Here is a 21,906-nt window from a genome sequence, read left to right on the forward strand (position 1 = left end):
GAAATCCACCCAGACCGCAATAGAGTGCGGTCTCGATGACGACGCATCGCGACAGCGCCCCGCAGCCCCCGCCCAAGCCCGAGACCGACGACGACGGACTCGGGCGGCGGGCCTCCGACCCATCGGCCTGCGCCCCCGCGCCCCCCGCCCTCACCGGCTCGCCCTTCGAGTCGGACACCTTCACCGCCGCGACCTTCGTCAACGTCGGCCGCGGCCCCGCCCTCGCCCTGACCGTCGTCTGGGTCCTCACCCGCGCGGGCATGCTGCTGCTCCTGCTGCGCGACAGCCTGGGCATCGGCGGGGTCGGCCGCGAGGTGTACGTCCTCTACCAGATCTGGTACCGCCAGTTCGCCCAGGGCACCTACCCCGTGGACGACGTCACCTGGCAGTACCCGCCCGGCGCCGGCCTGGTCATCATGTCCCCCGGCGTGCTGCCCTGGCTCACGTACTTCGAGGCCTTCGTCGCCCTCACCCTCCTCGCCGACGCCGCCGTCGCCCTGGCGCTCGCCCGCGCCGACAGCAGCCGCGCCACGCACGGCACCTGGGTCTGGGTCGCCGGCCTCCCGCTCCTCCTGCACATCCCCCTCGCCCGGTACGACGTCCAGGTCACCGCCCTCGCCGTGCTCGGCCTGCTCGCGGTGGCGTCCCGCAAGACCGCCGGACACCGGATCGGCGGCGCGCTCGCCGGGCTCGGCGCGCTGGTCAAGGTGTGGCCGGTGCTGACCCTGATCGGCACGCCCAGGGGACGTACCACCCGCGACGCCTGGACCGCCGCCGCGACGACCGTCGTCGCGCTCCTCGCGATCCTGGCGCTCTGCTTCTCCGACTCGCTCGCCTTCCTGCGCCAGCAGGGCAGCCGGGGCATCCAGATCGAGTCGCTGGGCGGCACCGCACTCTCGCTCGCGCGGGCGGCCGACATCTGGCCGGGCACCGTCGAGTACCGCTACGGCGCCTTCGAGTACGTCGGCCCGTACGTCTCCAGCATCGGCCGGTTCGCGCTGCTCCTGACCGCCCTCGCCTTCGTCTGGCTGCTGATCTGGCGGCTGCGGGCACGCACCTGGACCGAGGCGACCCCGCTGGACGCGGCGCTCGCGGCCGTCCTGCTCTTCACGGTCACCAGCCGGGTGATCAGCCCGCAGTACATGATCTGGCTGCTCGGCCTCGCCGCCGTCTGCCTGACCTCGCGCCGGACCGTGATGCGGCCGGTGGCGCTGCTGCTCCTGCCGGCGGCCGGGCTCAGCTCACTGGCGTACCCGGTCCTCTACGAGGAGGTGGTGGCCGGCTCCTGGGAGGGCGTGACGGTCATGGTGCTCCGCAACGCGCTGCTGCTCACGGCGGCCGTGCTTGCGGCGCGCCGCCTGTGGACGTCGACGACCCGGAAGTGACGGCAGGCTCCACAACGGAAGGAGCACCGCCCAGGACGCCACAACGGAAGGGCCCCGCCGGAGAATCCGACGGGGCCCGAACCGTTCAACGATGACTAGCCGTGCGACCGCAGCAGCTGCCGCATCGTCCGCATCGCGACCGAGAGGTTGGCCAGGTCGAAGGTCTCCGAGCCCTGGATCTCCTCCAGCGTGGTGCGCGCGCGGCCGAGGATCGCCGCGTTCTTGAGCTCCCAGTCCTCGAACCGCTGCTCCGGCGTCGAGGTCCCGTTGCCCGCCGACAGCACGTCCGCCGTGAGGGCGGCGTGCGCGGCGAAGAGGTCCTCGCGGATGGAGGCGCGGGCCATCGACTGCCACCGGTCGTTGCGCGGCAGTTCGATGATGCGGTCCATGAGCTGGGTGATCCGCAGCCGGTCGGCCAGGTCGTAGTAGACCTCGGCGACCGCCATCGGGTCCTTGGCCGTACGGTCCGCGATCGCGACGATGTCGAGCGTCGGGAAGGCGGAGGAGAAGCCGGCGACCCGCAGGGCGAGCTCCTCCGGCACGCCGAGCCCGGTCAGCTCGTCCAGGATCGACTTGTACCAGTCCAGGTCCGCGCCGCGCAGCAGCTCCGGCAGCTTGGTCCAGACGCCCTCGACCCGCTCGGCGAAGAACTCGATGGTCTCCGCGAGCTGGAGCGGCTGCGGGCGGTTGCCGAGCAGCCAGCGCGTACCGCGCTCGACCAGCCGGCGGGAGTGCAGCCGCATCCGGGTCTGGACGTCGGCCGGGACCTGGTTGTCGAGCGCCTCGACGGCGTCCCAGACCTCGCCGAGCCGGAAGATGGCGCGGGCGGCGGTCTGCGCGCGGACGATCTCCTCGATCGACGCGCCGGTCTCCTCACGGAGGCGGTGCAGGAAGGTCGAGCCACCGGTGTTGACGGTGTCGTTGACCAGGACCGTGGTGACGATCTCGCGGCGCAGCGGGTGGCTGTCGACCGCGTCGGCGAACTGGTCGCGCAGGTGCGTCGGGAAGTACGCGTGGAGCAGCCCGCGCAGGTACGGGTCGTCCGGCAGCTCGGTGTGGATCAGCTCGTCGGCCACCGTGATCTTGGTGTACGCGAGGAGCACGGCGAGCTCCGGCTGGCTCAGGCCCTTGCTGTTGTTGAGCAGCTCGCGGATCTGCCGGTCGTTGGGCAGGAACTCCAGCGAACGGTCCAGGGCGCCGTCGCGGCCGAGCCGGCGCATGAAGCGCTGGTGGGCGTGGAGCAGGGACGGCGACTGGGTGACGGCGTTGGCCAGGGCGGTGTTCTGCGCGTAGTTGTTGCGCAGGACGAGCGCGCCGACCTCGTCGGTCATCATCGCGAGGATCTGGTTGCGCTGCTTGACGGTCATGTCGCCCTCGGCGACCAGCCCGTTGAGCAGGATCTTGATGTTGACCTCGTGGTCGGAGGTGTCCACGCCGGCGCTGTTGTCGATGGCGTCGGTGTTGACCTTGCCGCCCTCGCCCTCGGGGCCGCCCTTGCGGGCGAACTCGATGCGGCCGAGCTGGGTCAGACCGAGGTTGCCGCCCTCGCCGACGACCTTGACCCGCAGGTCCTCGCCGTTGACGCGGATGGCGTCGTTCGCCTTGTCGCCGACGTCCGCGTTCGACTCGGTGGACGCCTTGACGTACGTACCGATGCCGCCGTTCCACAGCAGGTCGACGGGCGAGTGGAGGATCGCCTGCATCAGCTCGGCCGGGGTCATCTTGCTGACGCCGGCCTCGATGCCGAGGGCCGCGCGCATCTGCGCGTTGACCGGGATCGACTTGGCGGTCCGGGGGTGGATGCCGCCGCCCGCCGAGAGCAGCTCGGTGTTGTAGTCGGCCCAGGAGCTGCGGGGCAGCTCGAAGAGGCGGCGCCGCTCGGCGTACGAGACGGCCGCGTCCGGGGTCGGGTCGATGAAGATGTGGCGGTGGTCGAAGGCCGCGACGAGCCGGATGTGCTCGGAGAGCAGCATGCCGTTGCCGAAGACGTCACCGGACATGTCGCCGACGCCGACGACGGTGAAGTCCTCGGTCTGGGTGTCGTGGCCGAGCTCGCGGAAGTGCCGCTTGACGGACTCCCAGGCGCCGCGGGCGGTGATGCCCATGCCCTTGTGGTCGTAACCGGCGGAGCCGCCGGAGGCGAAGGCGTCGCCGAGCCAGAAGCCGTAGGAGACGGCGACCTCGTTGGCGATGTCGGAGAAGGTCGCGGTGCCCTTGTCGGCGGCGACGACGAGGTAGGTGTCGTCCTCGTCGTGGCGGACCACGTCGGCCGGCGGGACGACCTCGCCCGCGACCAGGTTGTCGGTGATGTCGAGCAGCGCCGAGATGAAGGTCTTGTAGCTGGCGATGCCCTCGGCCAGCCAGGCGTCGCGGTCCACGGACGGGTCCGGGAGCTGCTTGGCGACGAACCCGCCCTTGGCGCCCACGGGCACGATGACGGTGTTCTTCACCATCTGCGCCTTGACCAGGCCGAGGATCTCGGTACGGAAGTCCTCACGCCGGTCGGACCAGCGCAGACCGCCTCGGGCGACCTTGCCGAAGCGCAGGTGGACGCCCTCGACGCGCGGCGAGTACACCCAGATCTCGAACGCCGGGCGGGGCGCGGGGAGGTCGGGGATGGCCTGCGGGTCGAACTTCATCGAGACGTAGGCGTGCGGGACGCCGGCCGCGGTGTTCTGGAAGAAGTTCGTCCGCAGCGTCGCCTTGATGACGGTGAGGAAGGAGCGCAGGATCCGGTCCTCGTCCAGGCTCGCGACCTGGTCGAGGGCGGCGTCCAGCTCTTCGAGGAGCGCGTCGATCAGCTCGACACCGGCCCGCTGGCGCTCGGGCGCCATCCGCGCCTCGAAGAGGGAGACGAGCAGCCGGGTGGTGTGGACGTTGTTACGGAGGGTGTCCTCCATGTAGTCCTGGCTGAACGTCGCACCGGCCTGGCGCAGGTACTTGGCGTAGGCGCGCAGCACCATGGCCTGCCGCCAGGTCAGCCCGGCGGAGAGCACCAGCGAGTTGAAGCCGTCGTTCTCGGCCTCGCCGGTCCAGGTCGCGGCGAACGCCTCCTGGAACCGCTCGCGGGCGTCGTCGGAGAACGACTGGCCGTTGGCGGTGGGGGCGGGCATCCGCATGCCGAAGTCGTAGACCCAGGCGTGCGTACGGTCCGCGCAGCGCAGCTCGTACGGACGCTCGTCGATGACCTCGACGCCGAGCCGGTTGAGCACCGGGAGCACGGCGGAGAGGGAGATCTGGTCACCGGACTTGTAGATCTTGAAGCGACGCTCGCCGGGGCGGGCACCGACCGGCTCGTACAGCGAGAGCGCGAACTCCTTGGCGCTGCGGCTGAGCTGCTCCAGGTGGACCAGGTCGGCGACGGCGGCGCGCGGCGAGTGGTCGGCCTTGTAGCCCTCGGGGAAGGCGTTGCCGTACTTGCGCAGCAGCTCGGCGGCGCGCTCCTCGCCGAACTCGGCGTTGAGCGCCTCGGCGAAGCCGTCGGCCCAGGAGCGGGCGGCCTCGACGAGCCGGGCCTCGATGCGGTCCTTGTCGGCCTCGGTGAGGTGGCTCAGCTCGGTGCCGGGGGCGACGCGGACGACGAAGTGGAGCCGGGTGAGCACGGACTCGGTGCTCATCAGCGTGAAGTCGACGCTGGTCCCGTCCAGCTCCTCCTTGAGGATGTCGGTGAGCCGCTCGCGGACGGTGGTGTTGAACCGGTCGCGGGGCAGGTAGACGAGGGCCGAGTAGAAGCGGCCGTACTCCTCCTGGCGCAGGTAGAGCCGGAGCCGGCGCCGCTCCTGCAGGTAGAGGACGCTGGTGACGACCTCGCGCAGCTCGTCGGGCGGGGTCTGGAAGAGCTCGTCGCGGGGGTACGTCTCCAGGATCTGGAGCAGGTCGCGCCCGTCGTGGCTGTTGGGCGAGAAGCCGGCGCCGTCGAGGACCTCCTGGACCTTGCGGCTGATAACCGGCACACGCCGAACGGACTCGGTGTAGGCGGCGGAGGAGAACAGCCCGAGGAACCGCCGCTCGCCGACGACGTTGCCGTCCTGGTCGAACTTCTTCACACCGACGTAGTCGAGGTAGGAGGGCCGGTGCACGGTGGCGCGGCTGTTGGCCTTGGTGAGGACCAGCAGCTTGTGCTCGCGCGCCTTGGCGCGGGCGTCGGCGGGCAGCCGGCTGAAGGAGGGCGAGACGGGGTGGGCGTGGTTCTCGTCCTCGCCGCTGTGGTGCGGGTCGGAGCGCAGGACGCCGAGCCCGGTGCCGGGGACGGCGGCCAGCGCGTCCCCGTTGACCAGCTCGTACTCGCGGTAGCCGAGGAAGGTGAAGTGGTCGGCGGCGAGCCAGCGCAGCAGCTCGCGGGCCTCGTCGACCTCGGTGGGCCGCAGGTCGTCGGCCATGGGCTCGTTGGGCAGCTCGTCGGCGATGCGCAGCGCGGCGTCGCGCATCTTCTCCCAGTCCTCGACGGTCTCGCGGACGTCGGAGAGGACGCGCAGCAGGTCGGTGGTGATCTGCTTGAGGTCGGCGCGGTCGGTCTCGCGGTCGATCTCGACGTGGATCCAGGACTCGACGAGCGCGTCGTGCGGCAGCTCGCCCTGGGCGGCCTCGCCGCTCATGACCTCGATGAGCTTGCCGGTGAGATCGCGGCGCACGTGGACCTGCGGGTGGATGACGACGTGGATGCCGCGCCCCTGGCGCGACAGCTCGTTCGTCACGGAGTCGACGAGGAAGGGCATGTCGTCGGTGACGACCTCGACGACGGAGTGGCTGCAGGTCCAGCCGTTCTCCTCGACCGTCGGGGTGTGGACGCGCACGCTCGCGGTGCCCTGGGGGCGGTTCTCCGCGAGCCGGTAGTGCGAGAGAGCGGCGCCGAAGACGTCCACCGGGTCACGGTCGGTGAGGTCCTCGGGCGCGGTGTGCAGGTAGTAGCGCTGGAGGTAGTCGAGCACGGTGTCCCTGTCCGGGCGCTTACCGTTCTCGGGCCCCGTCGGAAGTTGCCCCCCGACCGGGCCGGTCTCAGCTACCCGGGCAGCCCGTGCGAGCAGCTCGGCCTTGGCTTCGTCCAGCTTGGTCTGCATGTCCTCTGGCTCCTGTCGCGCGCCATTGCGTGACGTCGGTGGAAGAAAGGACACAACGCCACGACGCGGTGATACCGGTCGATGTCGACGTTATGCCGCGATGGGAGATGCCCGAGCCGTTATCGGCCATTTCTGGCACGGCGTCCGGGACGTGAAAATCAGCGAACGCCATGTCGGCCCGGCCGCGTAGGCGCTCCGGGCGATGGCCGGGGGCTTCGCTGCCCCCTCGGCGTATCGCGCTGATCACGGGAAAAGCCTATCGCTCCCTCCCCCCCGATCGTCATGGTCCGTATGTGTACAAAAGAGGGGGTGGAAGTTTGACGATATGGACAGCGACACAGTGTCCTGGGGCAGGAATCGAGATCCGGGAGTCACCATGGCAAAGATCCTGATCGTCACCGGGGACGCGGCGGAGTCGCTGGAGGTGCTGTACCCCTACCAGCGCCTGCTGGAGGAGGGCTACGAGGTCCACATCGCGGCCCCGGCACGCAAGCAGCTCCGCTTCGTCGTGCACGACTTCGAGCCGGGCTACGACACGTACACGGAGAAGCCGGGCTACACCTGGCCCGCCGACCTGGCGTTCTCAGAGGTGGACCCGGGCGACTACGTGGCGGTCGTGATCCCGGGCGGCCGGGCCCCGGAGTACCTCCGCAACGACCCGGAGCTCCGCAAGATCCTCAAATCCTTCTTCGACGCGGACAAGCCGGTGGCCCAGATCTGCCACGGCCCCCTCCTGACGGCCGCGATCGGCGGCCTGGAGGGCCGCAGGGTCACGGCGTACCCGGCCCTGGAACTGGACATGCAGGCAGCGGGCGCCACCTTCCAGGACACGGAAGCGGTGGTGGACGGCACCCTGATCTCCTCCAGGGCCTGGCCGGACCACCCGTCGTGGATGCGCGAATTCCTGAAGGTCCTGCGAGCGGCGGGCTGAGACGCGGCGGGCGGGGCGGGCTCGGCGGGCGGCCGCACACGAGACCACCCGTCGACCCCGCCCCCGCCGACTCACCGCCGCACGTTGACCGTCACCCGCAGCCCACCACCACCGGCGACAGCCACACCGACCGCGCCCACGGCGACGGCCACCGGACCATGACCGCTCAGGGCCAGGACGGCCGCGACGACCAGCGCCAGCAGGCCCACGCAGGCCGTGAACCAGGCCAGAGCACGGCTGCCGCGCCGGGCCCTCTCTGAGATACCGTCGTGAGACGCCAAGGGAACCACTCTCCTCGCAACAGGGGATGCCCCCATTGGCACGCGAGGGGAGATCCACGAGGAGAGGCCGGCCGGCAAGCTAGGGCCTCTTCCGGATCTCCCTTCGCCGCGTTCAGGGGGCTGCCGGATGCGCTCCGCACCCGGGGCCGCTGCCGGCAATTTCCGATCAACACGCGTGAGCCACAAGCCCGTTGGCCCGCATGACCATCCGTCAGCAGCCTTGAGCCTACCGCCCGCCCCCCGGGTACCGTCATGATCCGTATGTGTACAAAACCCGGCCCGGAACTTTGACACTCTGGCCAGCGCCGGCCGCCGTTTTGGCACATCGCGGCCCTTGACGAACCAGCCGCCGAAACCGTCGCGCACCTGCGGAAGGCGGCAGCCGCCGACGGCGCAAGGCCACCCACGGGAGGACCGGCACCTCTGCCATCCCACTCGCACGGGTGGTGCGGGTGGGAACACCCAGCCCGGCCGGAGGCCGGGCGCACCCCGTGCCGGGCCGCACCCGGCCCCGCAGCCCGCACCCGGCCCAGCCGCCCGCACCCCCTAGACCAGCTCCTCCGCCACCGCGACCGCCTCCGCCAGCGAGTCCACCACCGGCACCCCCGCCGCCTCCAGCGAGGCCCGACTGTGCGACCCCCCGGTGTACAGCACCGCCCGCGCCCCCACATGCGCCGCCGCCCGCGCGTCATCCGCCGCGTCGCCGATGACGACCACCCGCTCGGCGACCACGCCACCCCCCAGCGCCACCAGCGCCTCCAGATGCCGCACCATGTGCGCCGACTTCCCCTCCGTCGACGACCCGATCCGCCCGTCCACCCGCACGAACCGCGACTCGATCCCGTGCCGACGCACGAGCGGCACCAGCTCGGTGTGCGGCGCCAGCGACAGCAGGGACTGCGTGAACCCGGACTCCTGCCGCGCCGCCAGCAGCTCCGCCGCCCCGGCCGTCAGCCCGCACGCATCCGCGCGCTGCCAGTAGTGCCGATGGAAGGCGTCGTCCATGATCAGCCACTCGGCATCCGTCGGCAGCCGCCCCATCAGCCGCTCGTAGAACTTCGGCACCGGCACCGTGTACAGCTCCCGGTACCGCGCGAGCGTGATCGGCTCGAGCCCCAGCTCGGCGAAGGCGGCGTTCGTCGCGCCGATGACCGCCTCGATGTCGTCGAGCAGCGTGCCGTTCCAGTCCCAGACCAGGTGCTTCCCCTGGCGCTTCCCGTGCGTCCCCATGCAAAGACGGTACCGGCCCGCACCGACACGCGAGGAGTCAGCCGAGCAGGCCCGGAATCTCCTGCACCCCGAACCACAGCAGCTCGTGGTCCTCCGCCCCGTCCACCGTGAACTGGGCGTCGTCGTCCCCCAGGTCCGCCGCGCCCAGCGCGTCCGCCGCCGCCGAGACGTCCGCCTCGGCGTCGTCCGCGTCGGCGTGCACGGCGGCCGCCTTGGCCAGCGGTACGGCTCCGGCGATACGGACCTCGCCCAGCGAGCCGGCGTCGAGCCCCCGGTCGGGGTCGACCACGGCCTCCTTGTCGGGCACGTCGACGGCGACGACGATCCGGCGCCGCGCGGCCGAGGGGTCCCCGGCGAGCATCCGCAGCGACGCGGCCGCGGCCCGGCTGAGCGCCGCGTACTCGAGCTCCTCGATGTCGTCGGAGACGTACCACTCGCGCAGCGCGGGGGTGACGGCGTAGGCGGTCAGTGGACCGGGGCCCAGCTCGCCCGCCTTGTGCGCCTGTGCGAGACCGGGAAGGGTCAGGGGGACGTACACGCGCATGGCTGGCCGCTTTCGTAGTCGGAAACGCCCTCAGGATACGTGCGGAGTACCCCATCGGGGTCTTCGGGCGACGCTCTCGCCGGTCCACCCGAGGGATCCCCCACCCCACGCCGAGAGACCCGGAGTACGGGCCCCGTCACCCAGATAGGTGAACCTGCCGACCCCCCGCCGGTCGCTCTCCCTCGCCTTGCGACGCCCTGAACGCCCCCCGTACAAGATCCCCAACAGAAGTTACCGCCGGGTAGAGCACCGGCCACGAGGAAACGGGGACCCGCATGACCGGCACCACCACGCACACGCCCGCCGCCAAGGCCCGCCCCCGCGGCCCCGCCGGCACCGGCCCCCGCGGCGGTGCCGGCGCCCGCCCGGGAGCGACGGCTCCACGCGCCCGTACGACTGCCCCTACGGCTCCCCGTACCGCCGCCCGCGCCCTCCCCACCCACGCCTACTTCGCCGAGCGCCTGCTCCTCGTCCTGAGCGGTCAGCGGCCCGTCCACTGGATGCTGGGCCAGACCGTGGGCGAGGCGTACGAGCAGCTGGTCCAGCTCGCCCCCACGACCCCCTTCGGGGGTCACGGCATCCGCCCCGTACTCCGCCGCTGCCACGCCCAGCCCACCACCACCGGCGGCCTGGAGGCCTTCGCCAGCGTCACCACGGGCCGGGGCGTACGGGCCATGGCCTTCCGCCTCGAACTCGGCGCCGACCGCCGCTGGCGCTGCGCGGCCGTGGAGCTGGACGACCTCCACGCGCGCGTGCCACCCCAGCCCGCCTGCCCTTGAGACCGAGCAAAACGGAGGGGCCGGACACCCACCAGGTGCCCGGCCCCTCCTCCCCCACCAGGGGTTACTTCTTGCGGCGACGCCCGCCCGTGCTCTTCTGCGCCTTGCGCCGCTCCGCACGCGTCATCCCGTCACCGCCGGCCGACGCGTCCTCGCTGACGAAGTCGCCCTCGACGACGCTGCCGTCGCCGTCCACCTTCGGCGCGGTGAAGTGCAGCCGGTCCGGACGCTGCGGGGCCTCCAGGCCCTTCGCGCGGATCTCCGGGCGGCCGGCCGGCACCGCGTCCTTGGTGAGGGACGGAGCCGCGTCCTGCACCGGGACCTCCTCGACCTGCTGCTCGACCTGGACCTCCAGGTTGAACAGGTAGCCGACGGACTCCTCCTTGATGCCCTCCATCATGGCGGTGAACATGTCGAAGCCCTCGCGCTGGTACTCGACCAGCGGGTCCTTCTGGGCCATCGCGCGCAGGCCGATGCCCTCCTGGAGGTAGTCCATCTCGTAGAGGTGCTCGCGCCACTTGCGGTCGAGCACGGAGAGGACCACGCGGCGCTCCAGCTCACGCATGATGTCCGAGCCGAGCGACTTCTCACGGGCGTCGTACTGCTCGTGGATGTCGTCCTTGACGGACTCGGCGATGAACTCGGCCGTGATGCCCGCGCGGTCGCCGGCCGCGTCCTCCAGCTCGTCCACGGTCGCCTTCACCGGGTAGAGCTGCTTGAACGCGTTCCAGAGCCGGTCGAGGTCCCACTCCTCCGCGAAGCCCTCGGCCGTCTCCTGGCGGATGTAGTCGTCGATCGTGTCGTCCATGAAGTGCTGGATCTGCTCGTGCAGGTCCTCGCCCTCCAGGACGCGGCGGCGCTCGCCGTAGATGACCTCGCGCTGCCGGTTGAGGACCTCGTCGTACTTGAGGACGTTCTTACGCGTCTCGAAGTTCTGGGTCTCGACCTGGGACTGCGCGGAGGCGATGGCGCGCGTGACCATCTTGTTCTCGATCGGCACGTCGTCCGGCACATTGGCCATGGCCATGACGCGCTCGACCATCTGGGCCTTGAACAGGCGCATCAGGTCGTCGCCGAGGGAGAGGTAGAAGCGGGACTCGCCCGGGTCGCCCTGACGGCCGGAACGGCCGCGCAGCTGGTTGTCGATCCGGCGCGACTCGTGGCGCTCGGTGCCGAGCACGTACAGCCCGCCGAGCTCCTTGACCTCCTCGAACTCCGCCTTCACGGCCTTCTCGGCACGCTCGAGGGCGGCGGGGAGGGCCGCGGCCCACTCCTCGACGTGCTCGACCGGGTCGAGGCCCTGCTGGCGCAGCTCGGCCTCCGCGAGGTCGTCCGGGTTGCCGCCGAGCTTGATGTCGGTGCCTCGGCCGGCCATGTTCGTGGCGACGGTGACGGCGCCCTTGCGGCCCGCCTGCGCGACGATCGTGGCCTCACGGTCGTGCTGCTTGGCGTTGAGCACCTCGTGCTGGATGCCGCGCTTGGAGAGCTGCTGCGAGAGGTACTCGGACTTCTCGACCGACGTCGTACCGACGAGGATCGGCTGGCCCTTCTCGTGCTTCTCCGCGATGTCGTCGACGACGGCGGCGAACTTGGCGACCTCGGTCCGGTAGATCAGGTCCGACTGGTCCTTGCGGATCATCGGCCGGTTCGTCGGGATCGGGACGACGCCGAGCTTGTAGATCTGGTGGAACTCGGCGGCCTCGGTCATGGCCGTACCGGTCATGCCGGAGAGCTTGTCGTAGAGGCGGAAGAAGTTCTGCAGGGTGATCGTGGCGAGCGTCTGGTTCTCGTCCTTGATGTCCACCCCTTCCTTCGCCTCGATCGCCTGGTGCATGCCCTCGTTGTAGCGGCGGCCGGCGAGGATACGGCCGGTGTGCTCGTCGACGATCATGACTTCGCCGTCCATGACGACGTAGTCCTTGTCCTTCTTGAACAGTTCCTTGGCCTTGATGGCGTTGTTCAGGTAACCGACGAGCGGGGTGTTCACCGACTCGTAGAGGTTGTCGATGCCCAGCCAGTCCTCGACCTTGGCGACGCCGGACTCGTGGATGCCGACGGTCCGCTTCTTCTCGTCGACCTCGTAGTCGCCGGTCTCCTCGATGCCCTTGAGCGGCACTCCGGCCTCACCCCTGGAGAGGCGGGTGACCAGCTTGGCGAAGTCGCCGTACCACTTCGTGGCCTGGTCGGCCGGGCCGGAGATGATCAGCGGCGTACGGGCCTCGTCGACCAGGATCGAGTCGACCTCGTCGACACAGGCGAAGTTGTGGCCGCGCTGGACGAGCTCGTCCTTGGACCACGCCATGTTGTCGCGGAGGTAGTCGAAGCCGAACTCGTTGTTCGTGCCGTACGTGATGTCGCAGCCGTACTGCTCGCGACGCTGGGCCGGCGTCATGTTGGCCAGGATGCAGCCGACCTGGAGGCCCAGGAACTTGTGGACGCGGCCCATCATCTCGGAGTCGCGCTCGGCCAGGTAGTCGTTCACCGTGATCAGGTGCACGCCCTTGCCGGACAGCGCGTTCAGATACGCCGGGAGGGTACCGACGAGGGTCTTGCCCTCACCGGTCTTCATCTCGGCGACATAGCCGAGGTGGAGGGCGGCGCCACCCATGAGCTGCACATCGTAGTGACGCTGGCCGAGGACGCGCTTGGCGGCCTCGCGGACGGTCGCGAAGGCTTCGGGAAGCAGGTCGTCGAGGCTCTCACCGTCGGCGTACCGCTGCTTGTACTCATCGGTGAGCGCCCGCAACTCGGCGTCGGAGAGGTTGACGAAGTCCTCTTCGATGGAGTTGACCTGGTCCGCGATGCGGTGCAGTTTGCGCAGGATCTTGCCTTCGCCTGCACGCATGAGCTTGTTGAAGACGGACACTGAGGCTGGTCTCCTTGCCGGTCGGGCCTGGCACTGGGTCGTGTGATGGACTCGGGCGCGGGCACGGCAGGTGGTCCCCACCGCAACGGCCATCGTAAGCGAGACCGCCGCCGTGCCGGGAGGCCCGAGGGCCGGAGCGTCACCGCTGCCCGGAATGAGAACGCACGAGAAGCGCCGAAGGTGCCGCGCGACCCGAAAAGTGTTCGCCTCCCCAGGACACGAAAACCGCTCGCCGTCGCCCCCCGCACTGACCAGAATTCCGTCATGGAGCCGACGACACTGACCACGGACCGCCTGACCCTGGAAACCTTCAGGCCCGAGGACCTCGACGAGGTCCTCGCCCACTGCCAGGACCCCGACATCCAGCGCTGGACAACGGTGCCCTCGCCCTATGTGCGTCAGGACGCCGAGTTCTTCCTCAACCGGATCGTCCCGGACGGCTGGCGCGACGACACCGAGTACTCCTTCGCCGTACGGCTCCACCAGGGCGGCCCGCTGCTCGCCGCCGCCGCGCTCCACCACCCGCGCTCGGGCAGCTGGGAGGTCGGCTTCTGGACGGCCAAGGAGCACCGGGGCCGCGGCTACATGACGGAGACCGTCCTCGCCCTCGCCCGCTGGGCCTTCACGGACCTGGCCTGCACGCGCCTGGAGTGGCGGGCCGAGGTCGGCAACGTGGGCTCGCTCGCCACGGCCGAGAAGGCCGGTTTCCGGATCGAGGGCGTGCTGCGGGCCGCGCTGCCGAACAAGGGCGTCCTGCGTGACTCCTGGGTGGGTTCGCTGCTCCCGTCGGACCTGGGCCTTCCGGGCCCGCTCCCGTACCTGCCGGCTCCGCAGGCCGTCCCGCCGTCGGTTCCGTAGCCTGCTCCGCCGTCGGTTCCCTGGCCGGCCCCCGGCCCTTTCCACCGTCCGAGGCCGGACTGTCAGTGCCGCCGTCTAGGGTGCGGATCATGACCACTGTGCCGCCGCCCGTCGCCGAACTGTCCGCGGACGAAGCCCGCCGGATCGCCCTGCGGGCCCAGGGTTTCCTGGGCGCGCCCGACCGCCGCGGGGGCGTCCGGGGCGTGCTGCGCCACCTGGGGCAGGTCCAGCTCGACACGATCTCCGTCCTCGCCCGCTCGCACGAGCTGATCCCGTACGCACGCCTGGGCGCCGTCGGCCGTACGACGGTGGAGGACGCGTACTGGACCGACAGCCACGCCTTCGAGTACTGGTCGCACGCGGCCTGCATCCTGCCGGTCGAGGAGTGGCCGCTCTTCGCCTTCCGGCGCCGCGCCTACCGCACGCGCCCGCAGTGGTACCACGACCTGCCCGACGGCGCGTACGACGCGGTGATCAAGCAGCTGCGCTCCGAGGGCACGCAGACGGCGACGGAGCTCGGCGGCGCGAAGAACAAGGGCGAGTGGTGGGACTGGTCCGAGTCGAAGATCGCCGTCGAGCGGGCGCTGATGTACGGCGAGGTGGTCTGCACCGAGCGGCGCGGCTGGAAGCGCGTCTACGACCTGGCCGAGCGGGCGATCCCGGACGCCGTGCTCCACGACGACCTGGACGACACCGAGTGTCTCCGGCGGCTGATCCGGCAGGCGGGTGAGGCGCTCGGCGTGGGCACGCGCGCGGACATCGCCGACTACCACCGGCTGAAGAGCGAGCAGTTCGACGCGGCCGTCGAGGCCTCGGGTCTGGTCCCGGTCACGGTGGCGGGCTGGTCCAAGCCGGCCTGGGCGGACCCGGCGGCGCTGGCGAGCGAGCCGCGCGGCCGGCACCGGACGACGCTGCTGTCGCCGTTCGACTCGCTGATCTGGGAGCGGGCGCGGACGGAGCGGATCTTCGGCTTCACGCACCGCCTGGAGGCGTACGTGCCGAAGCAGAAGCGCGTGCACGGCTACTTCGCGATGCCGCTGCTCGCGGGCGGCAAGCTGCTCGGCCGGGTGGACCCGGCCCGCGAGGGCCGCACGCTGGTGGCCCGGCAGGTGTCCCTGGAGTCCGCCAAGGCGGTCGCGCCGATGGCTCAGGCGCTGCGCGAGGCGGCCGAGTGGGTGGGCTGCGACGCGGTACGGATCGAGCGCACGGACACCCCGGCCGTCGCCGAGGCCCTGACCGCCGCCCTCACCTGATCTCGAGGATCTTCTCCCGCATCGCGTAGACCACGGCCTCCATCCTGGAGTGCAGCTGAAGCTTCTCCAGGATGTTCCGGACGTGGTTCTTCACCGTGTTCTCGGAGATGAAGAGTTCCTTCGCGATGTCCCGGTTGTTCATCCCGGTCGCGACGAGCTTCAGCACCTCGAGCTCGCGGTCGGTCAGCCGGGGCGCGGGCACGAGCCGGCGCTCGTCGGTCCGCTGGATCATCGACTTGAACTCGGTGAGGAGCTTGGACGCCATCGAGGGCGAGATCTGCGACTGGCCGTCGGCCACCGCGCGAATCGCCGTGGCGACCTCGTCCGTGGAGATCTCCTTCAGGAGATAGCCGGTCGCGCCCGCCTTGATCGCGTCGTAGAGATCGGCCTCCTCGTCGCTGATCGTCAGCATGATGATCTTCGCGCTGGGGGCCACCTCCTTGATGGACGTACAGGCCTCGATGCCACCGCGTTTCGGCATCCGCACATCCATCAGCACGATGTCGGGCAGCAAATCCGCGGCTTTGTCGACCGCCTCGGCCCCGTCGCCCGCCTCTCCGACGACCTGGATGTCCTCCTCCTGGGCGAGGACGATCTCCAGGCCCCGGCGAAAGAGGGCATGGTCGTCCACCACAAGGACCCGGATCGGCTCTTTGCGGGAGTCCCCGCTGGCCGAATCCGAACCCCCGGGGAAGGCCGCGCCATCGGACTCTCGCCCGCTGTGCACCGGCCCGAAGCTGTCCGCCATCGTTCCTCCCCCTGAGTCCATGGCCTGAATTCGTGTTCGGTCCTCCAACCGCTGCTCTTGGAGCACCGGTTGGCGTGCACGCCATGATTTCATGCCCGGGCGACAACGCGGCGATCCCGTGGTTGCACGGGGGTGCCCCTGGGGGCGCATGGGGCGCTCCAGGGGCACCGAGACGGACAGTTGTAGGTGTGGGGTGGGGTGCCTGCGGGCTGCGGGTCAGCCGCCGAGGGCACCGCCGGCGCCGCCACCTTCGGCGAGCGGGTCGCTCTCCAGGTGGATCACGCCGTAGTCGTACGCGTGTCGCCGGTAGACGACACTCGGCTGCTTCGTGTCGGAGTCGACGAACAGATAGAAGTCGTGTCCGACGAGTTCCATCTCGTAGAGCGCCTGGTCGAGGGTCATCGGGGCGGCCGCGTGCGTCTTCTCGCGGACCACCAGCGGCCCTTCGCCCTGCACTTCGATGGAGCCCATCATCGTGGTGGGCACGGCGCCGGACTCCTCTGCGACCAGCTGGCCGTTGCCGTTGAGCTGGGCGACACCCGGCACCACGTCGGCGACCTCCGCGGCCGACAGACGGCCGTTGCCGCGGCGGGTGTACCGCTTGTCGTGCTGCTTGCGCAGTCGCGCCTCGAGCTTGCCGTGGGCGAGGTCGAGGGCTGCGTACGGGTCGCCTGCCGCAGCTTCGGCCCGGATCACCGGGCCTCGGGAATGGACGGTGATCTCCACACGGTCGGACCGGTCGGCCTGCCGCGGGTTGTGCTCCTTGGAGACCTCGACGTCGAGGCTGATCACCTTGCCGTCGAGCTTCTGGATCTTCTCCAGCTTCAGCTTCTCGGCCACGTGCTTGCGGAACCGCTCGGGCACCTCGGTCTTGCGGCCCTTGACGACGATGTCCACGCAGAACTCCGTTCCCGGATCGCTCAGATCGGCTCCTACGCCACTGAGCATCTCCCTTTGCACCAGACTCCGGTGAATGCCGGAGCCTCGGACTTGGCGACTTTCACCTCCTCCTCCCCAGTCGGCAAGATCCCCACCCCACCAACCTGAGGTTAATTCGCCCTGAACTCCTGTCCTGTAGGCGCACCCGTGCATTCGGTGAGGCGTAGCATTCGCCACTCCTCACAACCGAACATAGCTCGTTCGGTCGGGTGTCGGCACCCGCTGCGGCCACATACCTCCGTACGGGTGTATTCACCTCTCACCACCTGCAACGATGCAAGTCCTTGGGCAGTTCCGGTTTATGTCGAACGTACGTCGAACGACGACGGAGAACAGGCGACCACCGCCGCCGTCGGCCGTACCGATCCCCTATCCACATCGCCTCCGTTCAACCCCGGAATGAACGACGGGTGTACGGCACTCAGTGCCCGCGCCGCCTCTGCCAGCGACGCGCCCGTGGTCATCAGATCGTCGACCAGGACCACCCGGCCCCGCTCGATGAGCCGCGCGCCGCCCGCGACGACCTCCAGCGCCCCGGCCAGATTGGCGAACCGCCCGGCGGCGCCGAGCCCCGACTGGTCGGCGACGGCACGGCGCTGGCGCAGTACCGGAATCACCCGAGCGGCCCGCCCCCGACGGCGCAGCCGCCCCGCCGCGGCCAGCGCGAGGCGCCGGGTCGGATCGTGGCCACGCGCCCGCACCGAGCGCCGGGAGGAGGGCACCGGTACGAGGAGAAGGGGGCCGGCCCCCGGGCCGTCACAGCGCCCGGCAGCCGCCTCCACGGCACCCGCGAGCGCGCCGCCGAGGGGTTCGGCGAGCCAGAGCGCACCGCGTTCCTTGTGGGCGAGCAGCACGGACCGTACGGCGTCGGCGTAGGGCGCGGCGGCATGCACCACCGGCAGTCCGGCCGGCTCGGGCAGGGGCCTGACCCGGCGCGGCTCCGGACCGCTCAGCTCGTCGTGGCACGGCGGGCACAACTCCGTGCGAGGCCTGCCGCAGCCTCCGCAGGCGACCGGCAGCACCAGCCCGGCGATCTCGCGCCACCACCCCCGCATGGCTCCACTGTCCTCCTGCGGAACCCACCCGGCCACCCCTGTGGACAACCACCGGGACGACGCCGGACAACCACCGGAGAGCGCCCCGGGGGCGGCCCGGCTGCTACCCCGGGTAGACCGGTGACTTACCCGCGATCTTGACCAGCCGCTGCCAGTTCGCGCCCGGCATGAGCCGCACGATCCCGTCGTTGCCGGAGTACGCGACGACCGGCGCCTTGTCGTCGTTGGGGGCGGCGACCGCCGTCACGCCGTTGAGGCCCGGCAGCACCGAGGCCGTCGACGTCGCGCCGTCGGTCTGGATGTACCGCACCTGCTGGACGCCACCGGACTCCTTGCCGACCACCACGAGCCGGCTCGGGCCGGCCCAGGACACGGCCGTGACCGTTTCCATGCGCGGCGCCACGGCCTGCAGGTCCACGACCGAGACCGTCGGTCGCGTCGCGTCGCCCTCGCGCTCGACCCGCCCGATCTTCAGGGTCGTCCGGCCGTCCTTCTCCTTCAGGAGCAGGGCGATCCGCACGCCGTCCGCGGAGACCCGCAGCGACTCCACGCGCGCGCCGCCGGTCAGCCAGGGGGCCCGTACCTCGACGGGTGTGCCCTCCCCGTCCGGCACCGTCCACAGCTTCGGGTCGGCCGGGTCGCGGTCCGCGACCCACAGGTCGCCGCGGCCGTCCCAGCTCGGCGCGGACAGCCGGTCCTCGGGCCGGTCCGCGGTGCTCGACAGCAGCGGGGGCCGCAGCTCGTGGTCGGAGAGGATCGACGCCACGCGCAGATCCCGCCCGTCCTTGCCGACCCCGGCCGCCCGGCTCTCGTCCCGGTCGACGGCGACCGACCGCAGCGGCGTCGCGCCCTTGCCGAACGGCCCGAGCGTCGCGTCGGCCTGCGCGTCCTCCTTGCCGCCGACCGGCAGCGTCTTGAGCGTGCCGTCCTCGGCGACGAAGAACGGGTTCTCCGCCCGCCCCGAGTCGCGCACCGGGGCGAACTCCTCGGCCTGCGCCTTGGACAGCACGCACAACCGGCCGCCGTCGGAACCCCGCTGCAGCTCCACCTGTTCGACCCGTACGGACGTCAGATCGCCCAGCGTGAACAGCAGCTGGGCCGCCATCTCGCGGCAGACCTCACCGCCCACCCGGTCGGCCTTGGAGTTGAGCGGCACCTTCAGCGTGGACTGGTCGTCCGTCGCCAGCGTGGTGACGCCCTCCTTCAGCCGCGTACCGGACGGGAAACGCGAGTCGACGGCCGGCTGCAGCCAGTTCGTCGGCCCCTCAAGGAGCGCCTTGACGGTCTGCGTCACCGGATCCATCCGGGTCACCGGGTCCTGCCGCTGCCGGATGTAGACCGGGTCGGCGACGACCCAGTCCTCACCGGAGGCGAAGTAGTACGTATTGACGGAGCGGTAGTTCCGCTGGAAGTCGGCCTCGCTGAGCACCAGTCCGGGGGGCAGGTGGTCGATGCGCCACTCCTTGCCCTTGCCGTCGGCGGCGGGCTGCTGCACGACGTGGATGAAGTCCCGGTACTCGGTGGGCTTCCTCGGCTGGTAGGCGTGCCGGGCGTCGACGGTCGCGACCTGCCGGCCGCGGATCGGATACGACCGCCCCTGCGTCTCGGGGTCGGCGAGCCGGTCGGCCTGCTCACGGTCCGGCGCGGTGGTGAGCACGTTGATGCTCTGCTCCGGCTTCCAGTTCTTCGCGGCCTGCTTCGTCAGGTACTTCTTGGCCGTCGCGAACCCCGGATCGTCACTGGTCATGGCCTCCAGGAAGCCGTCGACGATCTCGTCGGGCTCGGCGTTCTCGCGCGGCTGCACCGCGTAGACACGGACCTGCGAGTCGCCCGGGTTGGACGCCTTCACCGGCCGTACGTCCCCGGTGTCGGGCATCGTCGCGCACCCGGCCACCAGCAGCCCGCCGCACGCGAGCAGCACGCTCGACCTGGCCGTCTTCCGCCCTCCTCGGAAGTCAGCGCCCACGTGTCCCGTCCTCCCCCTCGGCGTGCGTCGACGCCATCGCCTCACCGCTGTCGGCCTCGGCCGCCGCCCGCGCGACCACCCGGGCACCACTGCCCGGCAACGCCGTCGGATCCACCGTCGCCCGCGCCGCCGGCGGCACACGCGGCGGTACGGGCAGGGCAGGACGGTCTCCCACCGGCTGCACCGGCAGCGACACCTGGCTCTGGTGCGTCCCGCTCACCCGCGTCTCCCCCTGGGGCTGCCCGGGGCCACCGGGGCGTGCCTTGGCCTGCTCCCGGTTGCGCCGGGAGTCTTCCGGCTCCAGCGGGATCGGGGAGCCGCGCAGCGGCTCGTCCGCGGTGCGCGGCAGCGTGAGCCGGAACTGCGAGCCGCCACCGGGCTCGCCCCAGGCCTGCAGCCAGCCGCCGTGCAGCCGCGCGTCCTCGACCGCGATGGACAGGCCGAGGCCCGTCCCGCCGGTGGTACGCGCGCGTGCCGGGTCGGCCCGCCAGAACCGGTTGAACACCCGGGTCGCCTCGCCCGGCTTGAGGCCCACGCCGTAGTCCCGTACGGCGATCGCGACGGCCCCGCCGGCGGAGGCCAGCTTGACGACGACGTCCTGGCCCTCGCCGTGCTCGACCGCGTTGACCACCAGGTTGCGCAGCACCCGCTCGACCCGGCGGGCGTCCGCCTCGGCCACGACCGGCTGCTCGTCGCCGACGACGACGATCCGGCCGCCCTTGCGCTCGGCGAGCGGCTCGGCGCCGCCGATCACCCGCCGTACGACCTGACGCAGGTCTATCGGCTCGGCCTCCAGGGCCGCCGCGCCCGCGTCGAAGCGGCTGATCTCCAGCAGATCGGAGAGCAGCGACTCGAACCGGTCGAGCTGGTCGCCGAGCAGCTCGGCGGAGCGCGCGGTGACCGGATCGAAGTCCACGCGCGCCTCGTGGATGACGTCGGCCGCCATCCGTACCGTCGTCAGCGGGGTCCGCAGCTCGTGCGACACGTCCGAGACGAACCGCCGCTGCATCCGCGAGAGCTCCTCCAGTTGCTGGATCTTCAGCTGGAGGTTCTGCGCCATCTTGTTGAAGGCCTCACCGAGGCGGGCGATGTCGTCCTCGCCGGTGACCTTCATCCGCTCCTGCAGACGCCCGGCGGACAGCCGCTCGGCGACCCCGGCCGCCATCCGCACGGGGGTGACGATCTGGCGCACCACGAGCCAGGCGATGGCCCCGAGGAGGACCACCACGAACAGCCCGGCCGTCGCCAGCGTGCCCTTGACCAGGGTGAGGGAGTCCTCCTCCTGCGTCAGCGGGAAGAGGTAGTACAGCTCGTACTGGGTGCCCTCGGCGTCGTTGAGCCGCTTGCCGACCACGAGCCCCGGCTCGGAGCCCTTGCCGTTGGTGTAGTGGATCCGGGCGTACGTCTGGAAGGTGCCCGCGCCCTGGGCGACGGAGTGCCGCAGGTCGGTGGGGATGCTCGTGGCGGGATCGACCTCGCCGGAGGCGCGGGCGCCCCGACTCGCGGGCCCGTCGGAGTCCTCCAGGGAGAGCGCGACCACGTTGAACGCGCTCTGGCCACCACTGGCGAGCTGCTCGACCAGCGTGGAGCGCCAGGTGAGCGAGGAACCGGCCCGGCCGCCCTCCTGCCCGCCCGGCCCCGACGGCGTGGTCGCCGCCTTGTCCTGGGCGGCGGAGAACCCGCCGGCGGCCTGGCTCTGGGCTGCCTTCTCCTTGGCGTCGAGGAGCCCGTTGCGGACCTGGCCGATGACGACCAGGCCGAGGAGCAGCACCACGCCGAGCGACATCAGCAGGGTGCCCGCGACGACCCGCAGCTGGATGTTCCGCCGCCACAGCCGTACGGCGGGCAGCAGCGGACGACGTACCCAGCGCGCGAGGAGCCGGAGCGCCGAGCCACCCGGCGCCCCGTCCTGGAGCAGACGGCCGAAACGCGAGCCCCCCCGCCCCGGTCCGGCAGCCCGCCCCGACCGGACTCCTCGGTCCCCGGCCTCAGGAGCAGTACTGCCCTTGCTCAT

15 protein-coding genes are annotated in these 21,906 nt (G+C 71.0%); 5 read left to right on the plus strand and 10 right to left on the minus strand.

Going from position 1 to position 21,906, the window contains the following annotated elements:
- The first annotated feature begins 35 nt into the window (after positions 1-35).
- Positions 36-1,385, plus strand: a complete 1,350-nt coding sequence (locus tag ACWCO8_RS29425) for a glycosyltransferase 87 family protein (protein WP_451034790.1) — start codon at positions 36-38, stop codon at positions 1,383-1,385.
- 95 nt (positions 1,386-1,480) lie between these two features.
- Here ACWCO8_RS29425 and ACWCO8_RS29430 read toward each other — a convergent pair whose 3' ends face one another.
- The gene (locus ACWCO8_RS29430) at positions 1,481-6,442 is read right to left on the minus strand and encodes an NAD-glutamate dehydrogenase (protein WP_451034791.1); all 4,962 of its coding nucleotides are present in this window, start codon (positions 6,440-6,442) and stop codon (positions 1,481-1,483) included.
- A 376-nt stretch (positions 6,443-6,818) separates the two neighbouring features.
- Between ACWCO8_RS29430 and ACWCO8_RS29435 the strand changes: the two genes are divergently transcribed.
- Positions 6,819-7,373, plus strand: coding sequence for a DJ-1/PfpI family protein (locus tag ACWCO8_RS29435; RefSeq protein ID WP_362011927.1), 555 nt, complete (start codon positions 6,819-6,821; stop codon positions 7,371-7,373).
- 71 nt (positions 7,374-7,444) lie between these two features.
- Here the strand turns inward: ACWCO8_RS29435 and ACWCO8_RS29440 are convergent, their stop codons facing one another.
- The 3 genes from ACWCO8_RS29440 to ACWCO8_RS29450 form a co-directional block, all read right to left on the minus strand.
- The gene (locus tag ACWCO8_RS29440; protein WP_362011929.1) at positions 7,445-7,654 is read right to left on the minus strand and encodes a hypothetical protein; all 210 of its coding nucleotides are present in this window, start codon (positions 7,652-7,654) and stop codon (positions 7,445-7,447) included.
- A 546-nt stretch (positions 7,655-8,200) separates the two neighbouring features.
- The gene (locus ACWCO8_RS29445) at positions 8,201-8,884 is read right to left on the minus strand and encodes an HAD family hydrolase (RefSeq protein ID WP_451034792.1); all 684 of its coding nucleotides are present in this window, start codon (positions 8,882-8,884) and stop codon (positions 8,201-8,203) included.
- Between the two features lie 37 nt (positions 8,885-8,921).
- The gene (locus tag ACWCO8_RS29450) at positions 8,922-9,428 is read right to left on the minus strand and encodes a DUF6912 family protein (RefSeq protein WP_451034793.1); all 507 of its coding nucleotides are present in this window, start codon (positions 9,426-9,428) and stop codon (positions 8,922-8,924) included.
- 275 nt (positions 9,429-9,703) lie between these two features.
- On the opposite strand from ACWCO8_RS29450, the gene ACWCO8_RS29455 reads away from it, so the two are divergent.
- Entirely contained in the window at positions 9,704-10,207 is a 504-nt protein-coding gene (locus ACWCO8_RS29455) for an Rv3235 family protein (RefSeq protein ID WP_451034794.1), read from the plus strand.
- 64 nt (positions 10,208-10,271) lie between these two features.
- On the opposite strand, the gene secA is transcribed toward ACWCO8_RS29455, so the two are convergent.
- Positions 10,272-13,073, minus strand: coding sequence for a preprotein translocase subunit SecA (gene secA / locus ACWCO8_RS29460; RefSeq protein WP_451034795.1), 2,802 nt, complete (start codon positions 13,071-13,073; stop codon positions 10,272-10,274).
- 264 nt (positions 13,074-13,337) lie between these two features.
- Here secA and ACWCO8_RS29465 point away from each other — a divergent pair, with 264 nt between their 5' ends.
- Complete coding sequence (locus ACWCO8_RS29465; protein ID WP_451034796.1) at positions 13,338-13,931, plus strand: GNAT family N-acetyltransferase; 594 nt, start codon at positions 13,338-13,340, stop codon at positions 13,929-13,931.
- Positions 13,932-14,020: 89 nt separating this feature from the next.
- Complete coding sequence (locus ACWCO8_RS29470; RefSeq protein ID WP_451034797.1) at positions 14,021-15,184, plus strand: winged helix-turn-helix domain-containing protein; 1,164 nt, start codon at positions 14,021-14,023, stop codon at positions 15,182-15,184.
- Here the strand turns inward: ACWCO8_RS29470 and ACWCO8_RS29475 are convergent.
- The 5 genes from ACWCO8_RS29475 to mtrB all read right to left on the minus strand — a co-directional run bounded on the left by ACWCO8_RS29475 (position 15,177) and on the right by mtrB (position 21,906).
- Positions 15,177-15,932 (minus strand): response regulator, encoded by a 756-nt coding sequence (locus ACWCO8_RS29475; protein ID WP_384517273.1) that lies wholly within the window; start codon positions 15,930-15,932, stop codon positions 15,177-15,179. The genes ACWCO8_RS29470 and ACWCO8_RS29475 overlap by 8 nt on opposite strands.
- 216 nt (positions 15,933-16,148) lie before the next feature.
- Positions 16,149-16,829 carry a ribosome hibernation-promoting factor, HPF/YfiA family gene (gene hpf / locus ACWCO8_RS29480; RefSeq protein WP_362423456.1) on the minus strand — a complete coding sequence of 227 codons (681 nt, stop codon included), beginning with the start codon at positions 16,827-16,829 and terminating at the stop codon, positions 16,149-16,151.
- 341 nt (positions 16,830-17,170) lie between these two features.
- Positions 17,171-17,926, minus strand: a complete 756-nt coding sequence (locus ACWCO8_RS29485) for a ComF family protein (RefSeq protein WP_451034798.1) — start codon at positions 17,924-17,926, stop codon at positions 17,171-17,173.
- 103 nt (positions 17,927-18,029) lie between these two features.
- On the minus strand, positions 18,030-19,892 hold the full coding sequence (locus ACWCO8_RS29490) for an LpqB family beta-propeller domain-containing protein (protein ID WP_451034799.1): 1,863 nt from the start codon (positions 19,890-19,892) through the stop codon (positions 18,030-18,032).
- Positions 19,882-21,906 (minus strand): MtrAB system histidine kinase MtrB, encoded by a 2,025-nt coding sequence (gene mtrB / locus ACWCO8_RS29495; RefSeq protein WP_451034800.1) that lies wholly within the window; start codon positions 21,904-21,906, stop codon positions 19,882-19,884. Before mtrB ends, ACWCO8_RS29490 begins: the two co-directional genes overlap by 11 nt.

It is taken from the genome of Streptomyces sp. NPDC001927 (assembly GCF_053594455.1).